The following is a 19,078-nucleotide window of genomic DNA, read 5'->3' on the forward strand; positions in this document are numbered from 1 at the left end:
CGCCACGTTTCCCGCCGCGAGCCGCCCCGCCATGCAATGCCCCAAGTGCCACCACGCGATGGAGCGACTGAACCTGCCCGAGGCCGACGTGCACCGCTGCACGCACTGCAAGGGATTGTGGTTCGACATGCGTACCCATGAACTCCTGAAGGAGCGCGTGGACGAGATCGATACCGGAGATCCGGCGCAGGGCGAAAAATGCAACGACGTCGACCGCATCCAGTGCCCCGTCTGCATCGGCCACTGGGATCTGGTGCGCATGGTCGATCCGCAGCAGCCGCACATCTGGTTCGAGAGCTGCAAGAACTGCTACGGGCGGTTCTATGACGCCGGCGAGTACCAGGATTTCGTCCATCACGACCTGATGGACCTGATCAGGGATTGGAACGCTCCCGAGCGACTGTAAGTTTCGCCCGTTCCGTCAGGACACCGGCTCGCCACCGCGATCACGGCAGCCCCAGTTGAGGATCGGCGTGCCGGCCGGCAATACCCGCCGGAACATTTCGATCCGGCCGGGTTTCGGGTTGACCACCACCGGGGCGCGCGCGGCCTTGAGCAGCGGCAGATCGGCGCTGCTGTCCGAATAGGCCACGGCGACTTCGCCATAGCCGCGTTCGCGCAACATCCGCATCTTTTCCTCGTTGTGGCAATGACGGGTCGCGACCACCGCGCCCAGGCGCGGCCCCACCGCGGTGCCGATCACCGGCACGTCCTCGTGGGCGACGAAGCTGAGGATCGCCCGCGCCAGTTCCGGTGGTGCGCCGGTGGCCACCACCACCCGGTCACCGGACGCGCGATGCTGGCGGAATACCTCCAGCGCCACCGGCAGCAGTCGCTGCCGCACTTCCTCGCGATGGGTGGCGACGTAGCGATCGATCAATGAGTCGAAGCTTCGGCGCCCATGCAGGCCAAAGGTACCGATCCAGATGTAGCCGGAAATGCCATGCCGGCGGGTTGGCAGGAAGGCCACCATCGGGCCCAGCACCACCGAGGCGAGGATCGCCACGGCGGCACGCAGCGGGTTGCGCCTGATCAGCCAGGTCACCAGATGGCCGCCGGAATCGCCGGCGTACAGGGTATGGTCGAAATCGAACACCACCAGCGGCGCCTCGGGACGCGGCTTCGGGTAGGAAAGATCGCTCATGACGCGAAGAATAGCTGACGCAACGCCTCGCCCGGTTCGTCCGCGCGCATGAAGGTCTCGCCGACCAGGAACGCGTTGACCCCGGCCGCGCGCATCCGTGCCACATCGTCCGGTACCAGGATGCCGCTCTCGGTCACCAGCAGCCGGTCGCGCGGCACCGCGTCCTTCATCGCCAACGTGGTCTCCAGCGAGACTTCGAAGGTGCGCAGGTTGCGGTTGTTGATGCCTACCAGCGGCACCGGCACCTGCAGGGCACGCTCCAGCTCGTCGATATCGTGCACTTCCACCAGCACGTCCATGTCCAGCTGCATCGCCAGGCCGGACAGATCGACCAGTTGGTTGTCATCCAGCGCGGCGACGATCAGCAGGATGCAGTCGGCCCCCAGCACGCGCGCTTCGTATACCTGGTAAGGATCGATGGTGAAGTCCTTGCGCAGGACCGGCAGCGTGCAGGCCTCGCGTGCCTGCCGCAGGTAGTCGTCGGCGCCCTGGAAGAAATCCACGTCGGTCAGCACCGACAGGCAGGCCGCGCCGCCGAACTCGTAGCTCACCGCGATGTCGGCCGGGCGGAAGTCGGGCCGGATCACGCCCTTGGACGGACTGGCCTTCTTCACCTCCGCAATCACCGCCGGGTCGCCCTGCGCGATCATCGCGTTGAGCGCATCGGCGAAGCCGCGCGTGTCGGGCACGTCGGCGGCACGCGCGACCAGTTCGGCCAGCGGCACGCGGGCGCTGCGCTCGGCGATTTCCCCGGTCTTGCGGGCGAGGATGGTGTTGAGGATGTCGCTCATGGGGTTCCGATCAATGTCCAGTCTTCGGTGGTGCGGCGGCGCGGGAAGTCCTAGCCGCGATCCCAGCCGTAGGCGCGTTCCACCTTGGCCACGCGCAGTTCGAAGTGATCGTACCAGTCGCGCCGGCCCTGCTCCCGCGCCGCGGTGTGCTCGGCGTGCTGCCGCCAGGCGCGGATCGCGTCCTCGCTGTCCCAGTACGCCACGGTGATGCCGAAGCCGTCAGCCCCCCGGGTCGACTCGATGCCCAGGAAGCCTGGCTGCTGCACGGCCAGTTCGACCATCCGCTGGGCCATCGCGCCATAGCCCGGATCATCCTGGCCGTTGCGTTGAGAGGAAAAGATCACCGCGTAGTACGGCGGCTTGGGGAGCTGGGCGAAACCGTTGCCTGCCATGTCTACTTCCCTTCCCCGGCCAGGCGCCGGGTGGTCTCGACGAAGGATTGCAGCCGCGCGGCCGCGCGACCGTCGGTGATGGCTTCACGTGCGCGGACGATGCCGTCCTCGATGCTGTCGGCCACGCCGGCCACGTACAGCGCCGCCCCGGCATTGAGCGCGACGATATCGCGTGCCGGTCCGGGCTTGTTGTCCAGCACGCCCAGCAGGATCGCCTTCGACTCGGCGGCATCGGCCACGCGCAGGTTGCGGCTGGCGGACATGGCGATGCCGAAATCCTCCGGATGCACTTCGTACTCGCGCACCACGCCGTCGCGCAGTTCGCCGACCAGGGTGGCCGCGCCCAGCGACAGTTCGTCCATGCCGTCCCGGCCCCACACCACCAGCGCGCGTTCGGCGCCCAGTTCTTGCATCACCCGCGCCTGGATGCCGACCAGGTCGGGATGGAACACGCCCATCAGGATGTTGGGCGCACCGGCCGGATTGGTCAGCGGACCGAGGATGTTGAAAATCGTGCGCACGCCCATTTCGCGGCGGACCGGGGCGACCACCTTCATCGCCGGATGATGTACCGGCGCGAACATGAAGCCGATGCCGGCCTGTTCGATGGAACTCGCCACCTGTTCCGGTTGCAGTTCGATCGCCGCGCCCAGCGCTTCCAGCACGTCGGCGCTGCCGGACTTGGAGGACACGCTGCGGTTGCCGTGCTTGGCGACCTTGGCGCCGGCCGCCGCGGCCACGAACATCGAACAGGTGGAGATGTTGAAGGTGTGCGAGCCGTCGCCGCCGGTGCCGACGATATCGACCAGATGGCGGGTGTCGGCAATCGGCACCGGCCGCGAGAACTCGCGCATCACCGTGGCGGCGCCGGCGATCTCGCCGACGGTTTCCTTCTTGACCCGCAGGCCGGTGAGGATGGCCGAGGTCATCGTCGGCGACACGTCGCCGCGCATGATCTGGCGCATCAGGTCGACCATCTCGTCGTGGAAGATCTCGCGGTGCTCGATGGTCCGTTGCAGCGCTTCCTGGGGGGTAAGGGGCATGGTGTGATTCCCGCGTGGCTGGTTGGCGGCGTGGGGCGGCCGACCGGTGGCGCTATCGTTCAAGGAAATTCTTGAGCAGGGCGTGGCCATGCTCGGTCAGGATGGACTCGGGGTGGAACTGCACGCCTTCCACCGGGAACTCCCGGTGACGCAGTCCCATGATCTCCTCGAACGAGCCGTCCTCGTTCTCGGTCCAGGCGGTGATCTCCAGCGCGTCCGGCAGCGAGCCGCGCTCGACCACCAGCGAGTGGTAGCGGGTGGCCTCGTAGGCATCCGGCAAACCGGCGAACACGCCCCGACCCTCGTGACGGATGCGCGAGGTCTTGCCGTGCATGATCTGGCCGGCACGGATCACCTTGCCGCCGTAGGCCTGGCCGATGCCCTGGTGGCCCAGGCACACGCCGAGGATCGGCGTATTCCGTCCCAGCGATTCAATCACGTCCAGCGAGACACCGGCCTCGTTGGGCGTGCACGGACCGGGCGAAATGACGATGCGTTCCGGCGCGAGCCGCACGATTTCGTCCACCGTCAGCGCATCGTTGCGCACCACCTTCACCTCGGCGCCCAGCGACTGCAGGTACTGCACGAGGTTGTAGGTGAAGCTGTCGTAGTTGTCGATCATCAGGAGCATGCGGAACTCCCCTCTTTCATTTCGATGGAAAGAGGAATGCGGGGGGCTAGGGTGCGATCAGGAAGATCGCGTACACGTTTTCGGTGAAGGTGAGGGTGCCGGCCGCGAGGCTTTCCGCCTGCAGCGGCGGTGCCGCGGGGGCCGGCGGCAGGTAGGTATCGGCCGGCCTGGGCTCCATGGCCGCCACGGGACCGCTGGGCCATGTTCCCGCTTGCACGCCATAGGCAAAATCCGGAGCCACATCGGAAATGCTGTACAGGCCACGAATCCGGGTACCGTATGCCTTGGCCAGCTGCTCGGCCGTATGCCGGGTTTGCTCACCGGCTTCGCGTTTGAGCTGCCCGCGCAAGCTGGCCTCTGCGGAGTAGCCCGGTTCGAGACTGGCGATCTGTAGCTCGGGACTGGCCTTGATTTGCGCCAGGAAAGCCTGCGTATCTTCCAACCGGGAAAAGGTTCCAAGGACCTTCCGGCGCACCTGGCTTCCCTTGAACTCCCGCTTGTTGTCGCGCCAATCATAGTCAGGGGAAACACTCAGGGAGGATGCCTGCAGGGAGTCTTCGATCACCTGGTTGCGCTTGAAGGCTTCGATGACCTGGGCGGCGCTGGCCTGCACCTTCCGCCTGGCGGCGTCGGTGTCCAGGTCAGTCACCTGCAGGTCCAGGGAAACAGTGAAGCGATCCGGCACCACCGTGCGCGTGCCCTGCCCCTTGACCAACAGATGCGGTAGGGCCGGCAAGGCATTCATCTGCGCAGCGGCCAGCATCGGGGTGGACAGGAACACTATCGCCCACAACAATCGATTCATCATTCGCATCGGTACAGCTCCTTCGTCCCGTGGATTCTCACAATCCCTTCGCCGCTTCGGCCACCGCGCGGAACAGCGCGCGGCCCTTGTTCATCGTCTCGTCCCATTCCTTGTCCGGATCCGAGTCGTAGACGATGCCGGCGCCGGCCTGCACGTGCAGGCGGCCGTCCTTGATCACCGCGGTGCGGATGGCGATGGCGGTGTCGGCGTCGCCGTGCCAGCCGATGTAGCCGATGCTGCCGGCGTAGACGTTGCGCTTGATCGGTTCCAGTTCGCGGATCACTTCCAGCGCGCGGATCTTCGGCGCGCCGCTGACGGTGCCGGCCGGGAAGGTCGCGCGCAGTACGTCGGCATAGCTCAGGCCCGGCAGCAGCCGGCCGGTCACCTCGCTGACGATATGCATGACGTGGCTGTAGCGTTCGATGACGAACTGCTCGCCCACCTGCACGGTCCCCGCCTCGGAGACCCGGCCGGCATCGTTGCGGCCGAGGTCAATCAGCATCAAGTGTTCGGCGCGCTCCTTGGGATCGGCCAGCAGCTCGGCTTCCAGCGCCAGGTCCTCGTCGTGGGTGCGGCCGCGTGGACGGGTGCCGGCGATCGGACGCACGGTGACCTCGCCGTCCTGCAGGCGTACCAGGATTTCCGGCGACGAACCGACCACCTGGACGTCGCCCACATCGAGGAAATACATGTAGGGCGACGGATTCAGCGCACGCAGGGCGCGGTACACGTCCACCGGACGCGCGCTGAACGGTACGCTCAGCCGCTGCGAGAGCACCACCTGGAAGATGTCGCCGGCACGGATGTAGTCCTTGGACTTTTCCACCGCGGCGATGAAGCCCTCGCGGGTGAAGCCGGAGACGAAGTGGCTTTCATCCAGCACATCGCGGGTGATGGGCGCCGGATAGCCCGCGCCGGGCTGGCGCAGCTTGGCGGTGAGCGCGTCCAGGCGCGCCTGCGCGCCTTCCCAGGCGCCGTCCTCGCGCGGATCGGCGTGCACGATCAGGTACAGGCGCCCCTTGAGGTTGTCGAACACCGCAAGTTCTTCCGACAGCATCAACAGGATGTCCGGGGTATCGAGTTCGTCGGGCTTGTCGCCGCCGCTCAGGCGCGGCTCGATATAGCCGATGCACTCGAAACCGAACCAGCCCACGAGCCCGCCGGTGAAACCGGGTAGCCCTTCCAGTCGCGGCACGGTATGCGCGGCGCGCAGGGACTCGACCTCGGCGAAAGGGTCGGCCACTTCGCGGCGTTCCACGAGTTCGCCGCGTTCGCGGATTTCCAGCGTGTGCCCGCGGAAGCTGATCACCCGCCGCGCCGGCAGGCCGATGATCGAATAGCGGCCGAAACGCTCGCCGCCTTCCACCGATTCGAACAGGTAGGTATGCGGGGCGTCGGCGAGTTTCAGGTAGACCGAGAGCGGCGTGTCCAGGTCGGACAGCACTTCACGGACAACGGGGATGCGGGTGTGACCTTCAGCGGCGTGGCGCTGGAACTGCTCGAGCGAAATCAAGACGGCTTTCCTTCCGGGACGCGGGGGCATGGCAGACGACGGCAACGGGCCACCATCGCCAGCAGCGGCGTGCGGAAGAAACGGAAAGCGGGGTCGTCTGGCTGAACACGGGGCTACTCTACCCGATGGCCGGGCCGCGGGGCCAGTCCTCGGGGCTGTGGATCACTGGGTGGAAATGGGTCCCGGCTTTCGCTGGGACGGCGGGAGGCGGACCTTAAATCGTCCTCTGGTGGAGGCTGGATATGGTCCGGCGCGAAATCCGTCGCCATCCAGCGAACGCTGGGTCAGCCGTGCGCCAGCAGCGGGCAATCGGGTGGCAGGTGCATGCGCAGACGGCCGGGGACGCAGGTGATGCGGAAATGCCGTGAACGCACCGGTTCGCCGTCGAGGTTGAGTGTGATGGGTTCGGCTGCCGACAACTCGACCCAGGGCAGGCGCGCATGCGTGGCGATCCGCTCCAGCGCCTCGCGCTTGCCCTGGGTCAGGAGGGTTCCCACGGTCGCGCCCACTTCCCCGTTGAGCGTCGGCACGATGGTCAGATCGAGTTGTCCGTCGTTGGCGACGGCATCCGGACACAGCGCCTGACCGCCGCCGGCCTGGCGCCCGTTGCCGATGCCCAGGGCGATGAACTCGCCGCCCCAGGCGAAATCCGGGCCGCGCAGTTCCGCCACGATCGGCTCGATGCGGCCGAGGCGGGCAATCCCCGTGACCAGATAGGCCAGCCCGCCCAGCACTTTCTTCAGGCCTTCATCGGTTTCCACGGTCACTTCCGTGCCAAACCCGCCACTGGCCAGGTTGGCGCACCAATGGACCTCGTCGCCAGTTTCGATCCTCAGCAGATCGATCGGCACCGCGGGTTCGGCGGCCGCCAGTCCCAGCGCGTCTCCGGGCTCGGGCGGGATGCCGGCGGCGGCGGCGAAGTCGTTGGCCGTGCCCATCGGCACCAGGGCCAGCGTGGGGAGCGCGTCGGCGGTTTCCTCGCGATGGGCCAGGGCGGTCGCCACCTCGCTCAGGGTTCCGTCGCCTCCGGCGGCCACCAGCGCGTCCACGCCTTCGGCGATTGCTTCGGATACGTGGCGTTCGGCGTCGCCGGCTTCCCAGGTCACCCGCACTTCCAGCGTGATCCCGCGTTCGCGCCAGTGCGCGACCGCCGCGCGCAGGGCATCGTCGCCCGCCGCTTTGCCATTGAGGATGAGACGCCAGCGCGCTGTCTGCATGAAGGAGGATGAAGAAGGGGATGGCGAACGCTAGCAGGTCACGCGCACCGGCAGGTTAACGCGTGGGCGCGGGACGATGCGGAATGCCTGCCCGGCAGCGGTCGCGGGCAATCGTGCAGGTGCCGTTGCTTTCGTTCCCGCTTGGGTCGATCCCGGCGCACATTGCGCAACCGCCTGAACTACCGTGATGAGGCCCGGCTGTCATCCGGGTGTCATCCGGCGCCGGTAGCGTAGAAAGTCATAGCAGGGACGATGGGCGGAGGCAGGATCAGCCTCCAATTTTCCGAAAGGCGGTGGCCATTGGCCACCGCCTTTCTTCTTGGCCGGGATTTGACGGCCGGGGCAGCGGAAGCTCCGCTCTACCGTCTACGTGGAGCCGAGCTTGCTCGGCTGCTCTTCGCGCGGAACCAACCTCGCACAGCGAAGCAAGCTCCGCTCTACTCAGCGGGCGGCGGCGACGGCTTCGCGCATGCGGCGGATGACATCGGCGTAGTCCGGCGCGTTGAAGATCGCCGAGCCGGCGACGAAGGTGTCGGCGCCGGCTGCGGCGATTTCGCCGATGTTGTCGGCCTTCACCCCGCCGTCGATTTCCAGCCGGATGGCCTTGCCGGAGGCATCGATCTTTTCGCGGACCGCACGCAGCTTGTCGAGCGCGGAAGGAATGAACGCCTGGCCGCCGAAGCCGGGATTCACCGACATCAGCAGGACCAGATCCAGATCCGCCAGCACCCAGTCCAGCACGTCCACCGGCGTGGCCGGATTCAGCACCAGCCCGGCCTTGCAGCCGTGCGACTTGATCAGCTGCACCGTGCGATGGACATGACGCGAGGCCTCGGGATGGAAGCTGATGATGCTGGCGCCGGCCTCGGCGAAGTCCGGGATGATCCGATCCACCGGTTCCACCATCAGGTGCACGTCGATCGGCGCGGTGACGCCGTGCTTGCGCAGGGCCTGGCACACCATCGGGCCGATGGTGAGGTTGGGGACGTAGTGGTTGTCCATCACGTCGAAGTGCACCCAGTCGGCGCCGGCGGCGATCACGTTGTCGACTTCCTCGCCCAGCCTGGCGAAGTCGGCGGACAGGATGGAGGGGGCAATCAGGCAATCGGACATGGGGCTCTCGTCGGGTCGGTGCGGCGGGAAGGCGCGGGCGCGTTCAGCGCCGGCGCAGGGTCTTGATGCGGTCGTAGGCGGCATTGATTTCGCCGGCCTTGCGCTCGGCCTGGCGGCGCAGTTCCTCGGCGGCGCCCGCGTACTTGTCGGGGTGGTACTGGGAAATCAGCCGGCGGTAGGCCTGGTCGATCTCGGCGTCGGTGGCGTCGCTGGTGAGGTTGAACACCCGGTAGGGGTTGTCCCGGGACAGCTTGAACCAGTCCTCGTCGAAGGCATGGCCGATCAGCAGCCCGATCAGGCCGCCCACCGGGTGCCGCATCAGCAGCCAGCCGGCGATGAATCCGAGCAATTTGCCGTACCAGCGCTTCATCCGGGCGGGGTTTCCGTGAAATTGGCGGCCATTTTACGGCACAGCGGCCCGGCATCGCCGTACACTACGCGGCCCGGCCGGGTTCCGGGCACGCCCAGGCGGCTTGCGGGACACGGAGCGGGGAGGACTTCGGGTGCGCTGCGCGCGCCCTTCCGACCGAAATCCGGACTCCCCGAGGAGTATTTGTGCCGACGACGTTGCTTCAATCCGATCTGCCCGGCCTGCCGTTGCGCCACCGCGGCAAGGTCCGCGATGTATTCGACATTCCCCGCGAGCGTCTGCCCGCCGACGCGCCGCCTGGCGACTACCTGCTGATGGTAGCCACCGATCGCCTCAGCGCGTTCGACGTGGTGCTGCCGGATCCGATTCCCGGCAAGGGCGAGATGCTCTGCCAGATCTCCAACTTTTGGTTCGCCAAGACCGCCCACCTGCTGCCCAACCACCTGACCGGCATCGACGTGGCCAGCGTGCTGCCCGCAGGCGTGGATCCCGCGCTGTACGCGAAGCGCGCGGTGGTGACCCGCAGGCTCAAGCCGGTGCCGGTGGAAGCCATCGCCCGCGGCTACCTGATCGGCAGCGGCTGGAAGGACTACCAGCGCACGGGCAAGGTCAGTGGCATCGAGCTGCCCGACGGCCTGCGCCAGGCCGAACGTCTGGCGGAACCGATTTTCACGCCCTCCACCAAGGCGGCGGTCGGCGACCACGACGAGAACATCGATTTCGACGCGATGGTCAAGACCGTGGGCGCGGAACTGGCCGAGCGCGTGCGCGACGCCACCCTGCGCATCTACCGCTACGCCGCCGAGTACGCGGCCGAGCGCGGCATCCTGCTGGCCGACACCAAGTTCGAGTTCGGTACCGACGCCGACGGCCGCCTGTACATCATGGACGAGATGCTGACTCCCGATTCCTCGCGCTACTGGCCGGCGGATCAGTACGAGGTCGGCACCAGCCCGCCGAGCTACGACAAGCAGTTCGTGCGCGACTACCTGGAAACGCTGGACTGGGACAAGACCGCGCCGGGCCCGCGCCTGCCCGCCGAAGTCATCGAACGCACCCGCGCGAAGTACGCCGAAGCGCTGCTGCGGCTGGCTGATCTGCGGCTGGATTGATCCCGGGGCTCGCGGCCGGAGGCCGCTCCTACCGAGGTTACCGCCGCTCTTGCGGGACCGGCGCCTGGCGCGCGCCGGTCGGGTGGCGTTCACCGCGGCGTGGGCTAGCATCGCCATCCCGTGCTGTTCGCACCTCGCCGGCCTCGTCCATGAATCCGGGTTACCTGTATCTGGCCATCGCCATCGTGGCCGAGGTCGTCGCCACCAGCGCGTTGAAATCGGCGGCCGGCTTCACCCGGCTCGGGCCATCGCTGATCGTGGCCATCGGCTACGGCATCGCCTTCTACTGCCTGTCGCTAGTGATGAAAACCGTCCCGATCGGCGTTGCCTATGCGATCTGGTCCGGGGCGGGCATCGTGCTGATCGCTCTGATCGGCTGGCTGGTGCTCAAGCAGAGCCTGGACCTGCCGGCCGTGCTCGGCATGGGCCTGATCGTGGCCGGGGTGGCCGTGATCCAGCTGTTCTCGCGCGTCTCCGGTCATTGAACCCCGGTGCCGGCCCGCGCACAGCGCGCGCCGCCCGCGCCTGCGCTATGCTCCATACCCTGCCGCATCGACATCCTCGGGAGGGATGCATGAACGCGACCGCGCAACGCCCGGTGGACCGCTGGTTCGCCAGTTACTCCGGCGACCACCAGAACGTCACCAACCAGAAGATCCACCTCTTCGCCGTCCCCGCCATCCTGTGGACGGTGGTCGCGCTGCTGTGGTGCATCCCCGTGTTCGGCACCTGGATGAAGTCCGGCATCTGGGCGGCGCTGGCGATGTTCGGTGCGTGGATGTTCTACAACCGGATGTCGCGCCCGCTCGGCCTGGGCATGCTGGCGATCTTCGTGGCGATGGCCTGGCTGACCCGCTGGCTGGAAGGCATGCTGGGGGTGGCGAACCTGTTCTGGCTGGCCCTGTGCGTGTTCGTGGTCGCCTGGATCGCGCAGTTCATCGGCCACAAGATCGAAGGCCGCAAACCGAGTTTCCTCACCGATCTCACCTACCTGCTGATCGGGCCGGCCTGGGTCCTGGCCAAGTTCTACCGGGTGATGGGCTGGCGTTACTGATCGGGATGCGCCGCGCTCAGCGCGGCAGCATGTCCGCATCCGGCTGGAAACCGCGCGGCGCGTAGCCGAAATCCTGTCGCGCCGGCCCGGCGTCGAATACCAGGTCCTCGCGCATACGCGCCACCGCCGCACCCGTCAGGCCCTGCAAACGTCCGCTCGCGCGCGCCGCCAGGACCGCGGCGGAAAACATCGGCGACGGCAGCACGATCAGGCGCGGCGGAGGCTGCAGCGCGGCCAGCGTGCGTCGGACCATTTCGCGATAGACCACGGTTTCGCCACCGGGCAACGCATAGGCCTTGGCGTGCGTGGCCGCCACATCCACCACCGCCTGGGCGGCCGCGGCCAGGTCCGCCACATGGACCGGCTGGCGCCGCCCGCGCGCATTGGCAGGCAACACGAAGAATCCGCTGCGCCGTGCCATCGCCGCGATTCGCGACAGGGTCTGGTCGCTGCCCGCGCCATAGACCAGCGTGGGACGCAGCACCGTGGCCTGCGCCCCCCGCAGCGCCGCCGTCCCGAACACCCGCGCCTCGGCATCCCGCAGGCGTCCGGCCAAATCACGCTCGCCACTGTCGGCGGAAGCGTGCTTGGTCTCGACGCTCGTGGATCCGAAGGCCACCACGCGCGGACATGCCATTCGCGCGTCCGCGTACCAATGTGAAAAACGATCCAGCGGACCAGTGCTGAAAATCACGTCGACCCGCTCGGGGAGTTCCGGCATCGCGTCGAACTCCCCTCGCAACCAGTGAACGCCGGACTGTTGCTCGCGCGATTGCCGTGACACGGCGTAGCTGCGCCAACCCGCCGCGCGCAGACGCGCCAGCAGGGCCGCGCCGATCTGTCCGGTGCCGCCGAAGATCAGGGCGCTGCGGGACTGCGAAGACATGGAATGCACGTTTCCCCGTGGATGAACGAGATGGCCGGAACCGGTGCAAAGCATAGCGAAGCCGCCATTCCGCGTGCGTTGCCCTGTTAAACTCGGGTCAACACCCGCCATCGAAGTCCGACGAGTGTCCGCATCTCTCGACCTGCTCCTGTGCCTGCCGTTCCTGATCGCCCTGCTCATCGCACTGTGGCGACCCAAGTCGCGCAGCATGGCGGCCTGGCTGGCCGGCGCGGCGCCATTGCTGGGCCTGGGCCTGCTGGCGACGATGACGCCGGAGATCCTGCACGGCGGCGTCGTGCACGCGGAGCATCCCTGGATTCCCCAGCTTGGCCTCGCCTTCGGCCTGCGCCTGGACGGCCTGGCCTGGACTTTCGCCGGGCTGGTGCTGGCGATCGGCGCGCTGGTGGTGATGTACGCGCACTACTACCTGAGCCCGCGCGATTCGGCGGTGCGCCTGTATGCGTACCTGCTGCTGTTCATGGGCTCCATGCTCGGCGTGGTGCTGGCCGGCAACCTGATCCTGCTGCTGGTGTTCTGGGAGATGACCAGCATCAGTTCGTTCCTGCTGATCGGTTACTGGCACCAGCGCCAGGACGCCCGCGAGGGCGCGCGCATGGCGCTGGCGATCACCGGCGGTGGCGGCCTGGCGCTGCTGGCCGGCGCGCTGCTGCTGGGCCATATCGTCGGCAGTTACCAACTGGATGACGTGCTCGCCGCCGGCCCGCAGATCCGCGCCCACGCGCTGTATCCGCTGACCCTGGTACTGGTGCTGCTGGGCGTGTTCACCAAGAGCGCGCAGTTTCCGTTCCACTTCTGGCTGCCGCACGCGATGGCCGCGCCGACGCCGGTTTCAGCCTACCTGCATTCGGCGACGATGGTGAAGGCCGGCGTGTTCCTGCTGGCGCGCCTGCACCCTGCCCTGGCCGGCAGCGAACTGTTCTTCTACCTGGTCAGCGCGATCGGCGCGGCGACGCTGCTGATCGGCGCCTGGCAGGCGATCTTCCAGCAGGACATCAAGGGCCTGCTGGCCTATTCGACCATCTCGCATCTGGGCCTGATCACGTTGCTGTTCGGCCTCTCCACCCCGATGGCGGTGGTCGCCGGCCTGTTCCACATCCTCAACCACGCGGTGTTCAAGGCCTCGCTGTTCATGGCAGCCGGCATCATCGATCACGAGACCGGCACCCGCGACATGCGCCGGCTCGGTGGCCTGCGCCATTACCTGCCGTTCACCAGCACACTGGCGATCATCGCCAGCCTGGCGATGGCCGGCGTGCCGCTGCTCAACGGTTTCCTGTCCAAGGAAATGTTCTTCGCCGAGACGCTGGATATGAGCGACGCGCACGCGACCATGCGCTCGGCGATGAGCCTGGTCGCGGTGCTGGCCGGCATCTTCGGCGTCGCCTACAGCCTGCGCTTCGTCCACGACACGTTCTTCGGCAAGGGCCCCCGCGCGCTGGAACACGAACCGCACGAGCCCGCGCGCTGGATGAAGATCCCGGTCGAGATCCTGGTGGTGTTGTGCCTGATCGTGGGCATCGTCCCGGCCTGGACCATCGCCCCGGTGCTGGAGGCGGCGGTGCGCGGCACGCTCGGCGCCGCCGCGCCGACCTACAGCCTGGCGGTCTGGCACGGCTTCAACCTGCCGCTGCTGATGAGCGTGGTCAGCCTGGTCGGCGGCGTGGCGCTGTATTTCGGCCTGCGCCGGTTGCTGGATCTGCACGCGATCGTCCGCCAGTCGCTGGGACGGCGCATCTTCCTGTTCAACGTCGAGGCGCTGTTCGCGCTGGCGCAGCGGCTGACCCGGCGCATCGCCAACGGCAGCCTGCAGCGCAGCCTGGCCTGGCTGGTGCTGGCGGCGATCGCGGTCGGACTGGCGCCGTTCCTGTCCGGCGGCGCTTCCATCGAATGGCGCGCGCCGCAACCGATGCCGCCGCTGGGCTGGGTGCTGTGGCTGGTGCTGGCGGCCTGCGCGATCACCTCGCTGCGCTGGTACCGGCAGCGCCTGGTGGTGCTAATCCTGCTGGGCGGCGCGGGACTGGCGGTCAGCCTGACCTTCGTGTTCCTGTCGGCGCCGGATCTGGCGCTGACCCAGTTGCTGGTGGAAATGGTCAGCCTGCCGCTGCTGCTGCTGGGCATGCATTACCTGCCGTTCCGCTCGCCGCCGGAGCGCAACGCGGCGCGGCGCTGGCGCGATATCGTGATCGCCCTGGTCGCCGGTACCGGCGTGGCGGTGCTGGCCTACGCGGCGATGACCCGGCCGGCCGGCGGCATCGGCGAGGAAATGCTGGCGCGCTCGTTGCCGGAGGCGTTCGGCCACAATGTGGTCAATGTGATCCTGGTCGATTTCCGCGGTTTCGATACCTTCGGCGAGATCACGGTGTTCGGCATCGCCGCCCTGCTGGTGCATGCGCTGCTGCGGCGCGCGCGGATGGCGCCGGAGAAGATCATGCCCGGCCCGCCGATTCCGCTACCGGTGCCGGCGGATCTGGCCCAGATCATGTTCCCGCTGACGCTCACCGTCTCGTTCTTCCTGTTCCTGCGCGGGCACAACGCCCCCGGTGGCGGTTTCGTCGCCGGTCTGGTTCTGGCGGTGCCGCTGCTGATGCAGTACGTCATGCAGGGCGCCGCCTCGGTCGAGTCGCGCTTCGGTTTCGATTACGTGCGCTGCATCGGCGTGGGCCTGCTGGTGGCGGGGCTGGGCGGGGTCGCGCCGCTGCTGCTGGGGTACCCGTTCCTCACCAGCGGCCACGTCGTATGGACGCTGCCGCTGATCGGGGACCTGGAGCTGACCAGCGCGATGGTGTTCGACACCGGCGTCTACCTAGTGGTGTTCGGCGGCGCGATGCTGATTCTCTCGATGCTGGGCACGATCAAACCCTCGCGCACGCGGGAAGCGCGCGATGGTGTCATCGATCTCGACCGGCGCTCACTCCGGACCGGCGAGGTGGAACGCTGATGGAACTCGCCCTGGCCAGCGCGATCGGCCTGCTCACCGCCTCCGGCGTGTACCTGTTGCTGCGCGCGCGCACTTTCGACGTCATCCTCGGGATGACCCTGCTCTCCTACGCCACCAACCTGCTGATCTTCGCCGGTGGCCGTGTGGTGGCCGGCAAGCCGCCGGTGCTGCGCGACGGCGTGGCGACCACCCTCGCCTACTACACAGACCCGCTGCCGCAGGCGCTGGTGCTGACCGCGATCGTGATCGCGTTCGCGATGACCGCGGTCAGCATCGTGCTGGCGATCCGCAGCCGCGCCGACAACGGCAGCGATCACGTCGACGGCGCCGCCGGCGAACGTCTGCACGAGGCGCGCGTGGACAGCTACCACGAAGACCGGCGGAGGAGGGCATGAGCCACCTGCCGCTGCTGCCGATCCTGATCCCGCTGTTCGCCGCGGCGCTGGCGTTGTTCGCCGAGCACCGCCGTTTCGGCATGGTGCCGCAACGTTTGATTGCCGGTGTCTCGCTGGCCGCGCAGGTGCTGGTGGCGGTGTGCCTGCTGCGCGCGGCCGCAGACGGCACGGTGCTGGTCTATCTGCTCGGCGACTGGCCGGCGCGGCTGGGCATCAGCCTGATGGTGGATCGCCTGTCGGCGATGATGGTGCTGGTGTCGGTGCTGCTGGCGGTGGCCTGCCTGCTGCACGCCGGCGCCGGCTGGGATCGGCGCGCGCCGCATTTCCACGCCTTCTTCCAGTTCCAGCTGATGGGCCTGAACGGCGCGTTCCTGACCGGCGATTTGTTCAACCTGTTCGTGTTCTTCGAAGTGCTGCTGATCGCCTCCTATGGACTGATGCTCAGCGGCGGGCGCGGCGATCGCATGCGCGCCGGTTTCCACTACGTCAGCGTCAACATCGCCGCCTCGACCCTGTTCCTGATGGCACTGGGCCTGCTGTACGCGCTGCTCGGCTCGCTCAACATGGCCGAGATGTCGACGAAGATCGCGCAGGCACCGGCCGCCGATCTACCGCTGATCCAGGCCGCCGCCGGCCTGCTGCTGCTGGTGTTCTGCACCAAGGCGGCGCTGCTGCCGATGTACCTGTGGCTGCCGCAGACCTACACCCACGCACCGGCCGCGGTCGCGGGACTGTTCGCGATCATGACCAAGGTCGGCCTGTACGCGGTGCTGCGGGTATGCCTGCTGCTGTTCGGCGCGTCGGCAGGCGCGCTGGCCGGATTCGCCTGGGACTGGCTGCTGCCGGCCGGCGTGATCACGCTGGCCCTGGCCTCGCTGGGAGTGATGGCAGCGGTCAGGCTGCGCGCGCTGGCGGCCTACCTGGTGCTGGTGTCGGCGGCGACCTTGTTCATCGCCTTCGCGCTGACCCGCGAAGGCACCATCGGCGCGGGACTCTACTACCTGGCGCACAGCACCTTCGCGGGCGCGTCGCTGTTCCTGATCGCGGATCTGGTCCGGCGCCAGCGCGGCGCCGATGGCGATCGCGGGGATCGCGGACTGCCGGTGCCGTCCAAGACCCTGCCCGGTCTGATGTTCCTGATCGCGGCGGTATCGCTGGCCGGCCTGCCGCCGCTGTCGGGTTTCATCGGCAAGCTGGTGCTGCTGATGGCCACGGTCGAACAACGCTGGATCTGGGCGGCGCTGCTGGTGAGCAGTTTCCTGGTCCTGGTCGGCATGGCGCGCGCGGGCACGCGGCTGTTCTGGCGGGTGCCCCCGGGCGCCCAGGTTCCCGCACCATCGGGCACGATCGCGGCGCCGGCGCGCACGCGGGAAACCGCCGCCACCGTGCTGCTGCTCGGCTACGGCGTGGCGATGGTGCTGGCCGCCGCCCCGATCCTGGACTACACGCGCGCCGCCGCCGCCCAGTTGTTGTCGCCGACCGACTATGTGGAACAGGTGCGCGCGCAATTGCCGGCGATGAGGAAACCCTGATGAAGCGCTGGATTCCTTCCTGGCCGCTGAGCCTGACGATCTTCTGCTTCTGGCTGCTGATGAACTCGGCGCTCAGCTGGGGGCACGCCGTGCTGGCGGTGGTGCTGGCGATCGTCATCCCGCTGTTCGCCGCACGCCTGGATCGCGAGTTCGCCCAGATCGGCCGCCTGCGCCAGGTACCGCGCATGCTGTGGGTGCTGGGCTGGGACATCGTCCGTTCCAACATCGAAGTCGCGCGCCGCGTGCTGGGACCGGAGTCGGCGATCACGCCCGGCTTCGTCTGGGTGCCGCTGGACATCGGCAACATCCATGGCATCGCCGCGCTGACCAGCATCATCACCCTGACACCCGGCACCCTGTCGGCGGTGTTGTCGGACGACCGCCGCCACCTGCTCGTGCACGTGTTCGATCTGAAGGATCCGGAAGCGGTAGTCGCCCAGATCAAGCACCGCTACGAAGCGCCCTTGATGGAGATATTCCCATGACGCCCGAATCCATCGTCGCCGTGGCCATCGTCGGCTCCATGCACGTGGTCGGCCTGGCCATGCTGCTGGCGCTGTGGCGCCTGCTGCGCGGGCCGACCGTGCCGGATCGGATTCTCGCGCTGGATACCCTGTTCGTGGCCGGCATCGCCGAACTGATGCTGTTCGGCATGCACCTGGACACGCCAATCTACTTCGAGGCCGCGTTGATCATCGCGATGCTCGGCTTCGTCGGCACCGTGGTGCTGAGCAAGTACATCCTGCGCCGGGACATCGTCGAATGAACATGCTGATCGCCGTGCTGCTCGCGACGCTGCTGGCCGTCGGCAGCTTCTTCATCCTGGTCGGTTCCTACGGACTGGCCAAGCTGTCGGATTTCTTCAAGCGCCTGCATGGCCCGACCAAGGCCAGCACGCTGGGCGTGGGTTGCGTGCTGCTGGCCTCGGTCGGCTACCACGCTTCACTGGGGCACGATCCGCAACCGCGTGAATTGCTGGTCACCGCGTTCCTGTTCATCACCGCGCCGATCAGCGCGCACCTGATGGCCAAGGCCGCGCTGTCGCTGAAGATGGCCACGCGCCCACCCGAACCCGGCCAGACCGATGGACAGGCGGGCGAACCCGCGCAGGACGACCCGGCCTGATCAGGCCAGCATCGCGATTTCCAGCACCACCCAGGCCACGAACGCCAGCACCAGCACGGCGCCCTCGCCCCGGCTCACGCGCAGGTCCCCGCGCAACATCGGCAACAGGATCACCGCGAAGGCGATCGCCGCCGGCAGCTCCAGGCGGACGAAGGAGGTCGGCAACGGCAGTGGTCGGAACACCGCCATACCGCCCACCACGACCAACAGGTTGAACAGGCTGGAACCGATCACGTGGCCGGCCACCATGTCGCCCTGCCCGCGCCGCGCCGCCGCGATGGCGGCCGCCACTTCCGGCAGGGCGGTGCCAATCGCCACCGGCAACAGGCCGGACAGCAGCGGCGTCAGGCCCAGTCCGGCGCCGAGCGTGGTCGCGGACTGGACGATGAATTTCGAGCCGAAGTACAGCAGCGCGATGGCGATGGCCAGGCGCAGCAATGCCTGCCACCAGGCAACCGCGGGACCGGCATAGGCGGCGACATCCGCGCGCACCGCCTCGTCCTCGCGCGCACCGCGCGCGAGCAGGAAGGCGAGCATGGCGACGAAGGCCAGCAGCAGCACGCCGCCTTCGATGCGTCCGATCACACCGTCCAGGCCGAGCACGATCAGCGCCAGCGTCGCCGCCACCAGCAGCAGCAGCAATGGCGACAGCAGGCGCATGCGCACCAGCAAAGGCGCGCACAGCGCCGCCAGGCCCAGGGTCAGGCCGAGGTTGGCGATATTGCTGCCGACCGCGTTGCCCAGCGCCAGGTCCTGCGCGCCCACCCAAGCCGCGCGCGCGTTGACCGCCAGTTCCGGCAGCGAAGTGCCAAAGGCGATCAGCAGCAGGCCGGCGACGAAGGGCGAGGCCCCCAGGCGCTGCGCCAGCGCCGAGGCGCCCTTGACGATGGAATCACCACCCAGTGCCAGCAGCACCAGGCCCAGCAGGAAAAAGCCCCATGCTTCCATCCGTGCGCCTCCTCGCGTCGATGGGCGATTCTATGCCCGCGCGGCGGC

Annotated in this window: 22 protein-coding genes; 10 read left to right on the plus strand and 12 right to left on the minus strand. The window is 67.9% G+C overall.

Annotation, left to right across the window (positions count from 1 at the left end):
* Positions 1-31 precede the first annotated feature (31 nt).
* Positions 32-406 carry a TFIIB-type zinc ribbon-containing protein gene (locus IQ458_RS13895; protein WP_183639170.1) on the plus strand — a complete coding sequence of 125 codons (375 nt, stop codon included), beginning with the start codon at positions 32-34 and terminating at the stop codon, positions 404-406.
* A gap of 15 nt (positions 407-421) precedes the next feature.
* Here the strand turns inward: IQ458_RS13895 and IQ458_RS13900 are convergent, their stop codons facing one another.
* The 10 genes from IQ458_RS13900 to IQ458_RS13945 all read right to left on the minus strand — a co-directional run bounded on the left by IQ458_RS13900 (position 422) and on the right by IQ458_RS13945 (position 9,019).
* The gene (locus IQ458_RS13900) at positions 422-1,144 is read right to left on the minus strand and encodes an HAD-IB family phosphatase (protein ID WP_183639172.1); all 723 of its coding nucleotides are present in this window, start codon (positions 1,142-1,144) and stop codon (positions 422-424) included.
* The gene (trpC, locus tag IQ458_RS13905) at positions 1,141-1,935 is read right to left on the minus strand and encodes an indole-3-glycerol phosphate synthase TrpC (RefSeq protein ID WP_141455562.1); all 795 of its coding nucleotides are present in this window, start codon (positions 1,933-1,935) and stop codon (positions 1,141-1,143) included. The genes IQ458_RS13900 and trpC overlap by 4 nt, the downstream gene beginning before the upstream one ends.
* A gap of 50 nt (positions 1,936-1,985) precedes the next feature.
* On the minus strand, positions 1,986-2,327 hold the full coding sequence (locus tag IQ458_RS13910; protein WP_183639177.1) for an antibiotic biosynthesis monooxygenase family protein: 342 nt from the start codon (positions 2,325-2,327) through the stop codon (positions 1,986-1,988).
* 2 nt (positions 2,328-2,329) lie between these two features.
* Complete coding sequence (gene trpD, locus IQ458_RS13915; protein ID WP_203323192.1) at positions 2,330-3,370, minus strand: anthranilate phosphoribosyltransferase; 1,041 nt, start codon at positions 3,368-3,370, stop codon at positions 2,330-2,332.
* Between the two features lie 52 nt (positions 3,371-3,422).
* On the minus strand, positions 3,423-4,001 hold the full coding sequence (locus tag IQ458_RS13920; RefSeq protein ID WP_203323193.1) for an anthranilate synthase component II: 579 nt from the start codon (positions 3,999-4,001) through the stop codon (positions 3,423-3,425).
* A gap of 46 nt (positions 4,002-4,047) precedes the next feature.
* Positions 4,048-4,809, minus strand: a complete 762-nt coding sequence (locus IQ458_RS13925) for an SIMPL domain-containing protein (RefSeq protein ID WP_425504693.1) — start codon at positions 4,807-4,809, stop codon at positions 4,048-4,050.
* 34 nt (positions 4,810-4,843) lie between these two features.
* On the minus strand, positions 4,844-6,319 hold the full coding sequence (gene trpE / locus IQ458_RS13930) for an anthranilate synthase component I (RefSeq protein WP_203323195.1): 1,476 nt from the start codon (positions 6,317-6,319) through the stop codon (positions 4,844-4,846).
* 284 nt (positions 6,320-6,603) lie between these two features.
* Positions 6,604-7,536, minus strand: a complete 933-nt coding sequence (yegS, locus tag IQ458_RS13935) for a lipid kinase YegS (protein ID WP_203323196.1) — start codon at positions 7,534-7,536, stop codon at positions 6,604-6,606.
* A gap of 441 nt (positions 7,537-7,977) precedes the next feature.
* Entirely contained in the window at positions 7,978-8,649 is a 672-nt protein-coding gene (gene rpe, locus IQ458_RS13940) for a ribulose-phosphate 3-epimerase (RefSeq protein ID WP_141455555.1), read from the minus strand.
* A 43-nt stretch (positions 8,650-8,692) separates the two neighbouring features.
* On the minus strand, positions 8,693-9,019 hold the full coding sequence (locus IQ458_RS13945; RefSeq protein ID WP_141455554.1) for a J domain-containing protein: 327 nt from the start codon (positions 9,017-9,019) through the stop codon (positions 8,693-8,695).
* A 185-nt stretch (positions 9,020-9,204) separates the two neighbouring features.
* Between IQ458_RS13945 and IQ458_RS13950 the strand changes: the two genes are divergently transcribed.
* The 3 genes from IQ458_RS13950 (at position 9,205) to IQ458_RS13960 (ending at position 11,185) form a co-directional block, all read left to right on the plus strand.
* Positions 9,205-10,131 carry a phosphoribosylaminoimidazolesuccinocarboxamide synthase gene (locus tag IQ458_RS13950; RefSeq protein WP_183639189.1) on the plus strand — a complete coding sequence of 309 codons (927 nt, stop codon included), beginning with the start codon at positions 9,205-9,207 and terminating at the stop codon, positions 10,129-10,131.
* Positions 10,132-10,280: 149 nt separating this feature from the next.
* Complete coding sequence (locus IQ458_RS13955; protein WP_203323197.1) at positions 10,281-10,616, plus strand: DMT family transporter; 336 nt, start codon at positions 10,281-10,283, stop codon at positions 10,614-10,616.
* Between the two features lie 89 nt (positions 10,617-10,705).
* Complete coding sequence (locus tag IQ458_RS13960; RefSeq protein WP_203323198.1) at positions 10,706-11,185, plus strand: Mpo1 family 2-hydroxy fatty acid dioxygenase; 480 nt, start codon at positions 10,706-10,708, stop codon at positions 11,183-11,185.
* Between the two features lie 16 nt (positions 11,186-11,201).
* On the opposite strand, the gene IQ458_RS13965 is transcribed toward IQ458_RS13960, so the two are convergent.
* A complete protein-coding gene (locus tag IQ458_RS13965) occupies positions 11,202-12,071 on the minus strand; it encodes an NAD-dependent epimerase/dehydratase family protein (RefSeq protein ID WP_235996856.1) in 870 nt (289 codons plus the stop codon).
* 124 nt (positions 12,072-12,195) lie between these two features.
* On the opposite strand from IQ458_RS13965, the gene IQ458_RS13970 reads away from it, so the two are divergent.
* Genes IQ458_RS13970 through IQ458_RS13995 form a run of 6 tightly spaced genes read left to right on the plus strand, consistent with a single transcriptional unit; the run spans position 12,196 to position 18,082 of the window.
* Entirely contained in the window at positions 12,196-15,030 is a 2,835-nt protein-coding gene (locus IQ458_RS13970) for a monovalent cation/H+ antiporter subunit A (RefSeq protein WP_203323200.1), read from the plus strand.
* Positions 15,030-15,425: a Na+/H+ antiporter subunit C gene (locus IQ458_RS13975; protein WP_203323201.1), complete on the plus strand. Its 396-nt coding sequence runs from the start codon at positions 15,030-15,032 to the stop codon at positions 15,423-15,425. Before IQ458_RS13970 ends, IQ458_RS13975 begins: the two co-directional genes overlap by 1 nt.
* Entirely contained in the window at positions 15,422-16,957 is a 1,536-nt protein-coding gene (locus IQ458_RS13980) for a monovalent cation/H+ antiporter subunit D (protein WP_203323202.1), read from the plus strand. Before IQ458_RS13975 ends, IQ458_RS13980 begins: the two co-directional genes overlap by 4 nt.
* Complete coding sequence (locus IQ458_RS13985) at positions 16,957-17,442, plus strand: Na+/H+ antiporter subunit E (RefSeq protein WP_203323203.1); 486 nt, start codon at positions 16,957-16,959, stop codon at positions 17,440-17,442. Before IQ458_RS13980 ends, IQ458_RS13985 begins: the two co-directional genes overlap by 1 nt.
* Positions 17,439-17,723 carry a K+/H+ antiporter subunit F gene (locus IQ458_RS13990; protein ID WP_141455545.1) on the plus strand — a complete coding sequence of 95 codons (285 nt, stop codon included), beginning with the start codon at positions 17,439-17,441 and terminating at the stop codon, positions 17,721-17,723. Before IQ458_RS13985 ends, IQ458_RS13990 begins: the two co-directional genes overlap by 4 nt.
* Positions 17,720-18,082, plus strand: a complete 363-nt coding sequence (locus IQ458_RS13995; protein WP_183639205.1) for a Na+/H+ antiporter subunit G — start codon at positions 17,720-17,722, stop codon at positions 18,080-18,082. Before IQ458_RS13990 ends, IQ458_RS13995 begins: the two co-directional genes overlap by 4 nt.
* Here IQ458_RS13995 and IQ458_RS14000 read toward each other — a convergent pair whose 3' ends face one another.
* Positions 18,083-19,030, minus strand: coding sequence for a calcium/sodium antiporter (locus tag IQ458_RS14000; protein ID WP_203323204.1), 948 nt, complete (start codon positions 19,028-19,030; stop codon positions 18,083-18,085). It abuts the gene before it with no gap.
* Positions 19,031-19,078 lie beyond the last annotated feature (48 nt).

The organism is Pseudoxanthomonas beigongshangi (genome assembly GCF_016820515.1).
GTDB classification, from domain to species: Bacteria; Pseudomonadota; Gammaproteobacteria; order Xanthomonadales; family Xanthomonadaceae; genus Pseudoxanthomonas_A; species Pseudoxanthomonas_A beigongshangi.

Bases quoted from the DNA above. Each gene is read 5' to 3' on its own strand.
- IQ458_RS13975 (WP_203323201.1), top strand. From the start codon at position 15,030: ATGGAACTCGCCCTGGCCAGCGCGATCGGCCTGCTCACCGCCTCCGGC.
- IQ458_RS13920 (WP_203323193.1), bottom strand. From the start codon at position 4,001: ATGCTCCTGATGATCGACAACTACGACAGCTTCACCTACAACCTCGTG.
- IQ458_RS13985 (WP_203323203.1), top strand. From the start codon at position 16,957: ATGAAGCGCTGGATTCCTTCCTGGCCGCTGAGCCTGACGATCTTCTGC.
- rpe (WP_141455555.1), bottom strand. From the start codon at position 8,649: ATGTCCGATTGCCTGATTGCCCCCTCCATCCTGTCCGCCGACTTCGCC.
- IQ458_RS14000 (WP_203323204.1), bottom strand. From the start codon at position 19,030: ATGGAAGCATGGGGCTTTTTCCTGCTGGGCCTGGTGCTGCTGGCACTG.
- trpC (WP_141455562.1), bottom strand. From the start codon at position 1,935: ATGAGCGACATCCTCAACACCATCCTCGCCCGCAAGACCGGGGAAATC.
- IQ458_RS13995 (WP_183639205.1), top strand. From the start codon at position 17,720: ATGAACATGCTGATCGCCGTGCTGCTCGCGACGCTGCTGGCCGTCGGC.
- IQ458_RS13960 (WP_203323198.1), top strand. From the start codon at position 10,706: ATGAACGCGACCGCGCAACGCCCGGTGGACCGCTGGTTCGCCAGTTAC.
- IQ458_RS13945 (WP_141455554.1), bottom strand. From the start codon at position 9,019: ATGAAGCGCTGGTACGGCAAATTGCTCGGATTCATCGCCGGCTGGCTG.
- IQ458_RS13895 (WP_183639170.1), top strand. From the start codon at position 32: ATGCAATGCCCCAAGTGCCACCACGCGATGGAGCGACTGAACCTGCCC.
- IQ458_RS13925 (WP_425504693.1), bottom strand. From the start codon at position 4,809: ATGATGAATCGATTGTTGTGGGCGATAGTGTTCCTGTCCACCCCGATG.
- IQ458_RS13955 (WP_203323197.1), top strand. From the start codon at position 10,281: ATGAATCCGGGTTACCTGTATCTGGCCATCGCCATCGTGGCCGAGGTC.
- yegS (WP_203323196.1), bottom strand. From the start codon at position 7,536: ATGCAGACAGCGCGCTGGCGTCTCATCCTCAATGGCAAAGCGGCGGGC.
- IQ458_RS13900 (WP_183639172.1), bottom strand. From the start codon at position 1,144: ATGAGCGATCTTTCCTACCCGAAGCCGCGTCCCGAGGCGCCGCTGGTG.
- IQ458_RS13965 (WP_235996856.1), bottom strand. From the start codon at position 12,071: ATGTCTTCGCAGTCCCGCAGCGCCCTGATCTTCGGCGGCACCGGACAG.
- IQ458_RS13990 (WP_141455545.1), top strand. From the start codon at position 17,439: ATGACGCCCGAATCCATCGTCGCCGTGGCCATCGTCGGCTCCATGCAC.
- IQ458_RS13980 (WP_203323202.1), top strand. From the start codon at position 15,422: ATGAGCCACCTGCCGCTGCTGCCGATCCTGATCCCGCTGTTCGCCGCG.
- IQ458_RS13910 (WP_183639177.1), bottom strand. From the start codon at position 2,327: ATGGCAGGCAACGGTTTCGCCCAGCTCCCCAAGCCGCCGTACTACGCG.
- trpD (WP_203323192.1), bottom strand. From the start codon at position 3,370: ATGCCCCTTACCCCCCAGGAAGCGCTGCAACGGACCATCGAGCACCGC.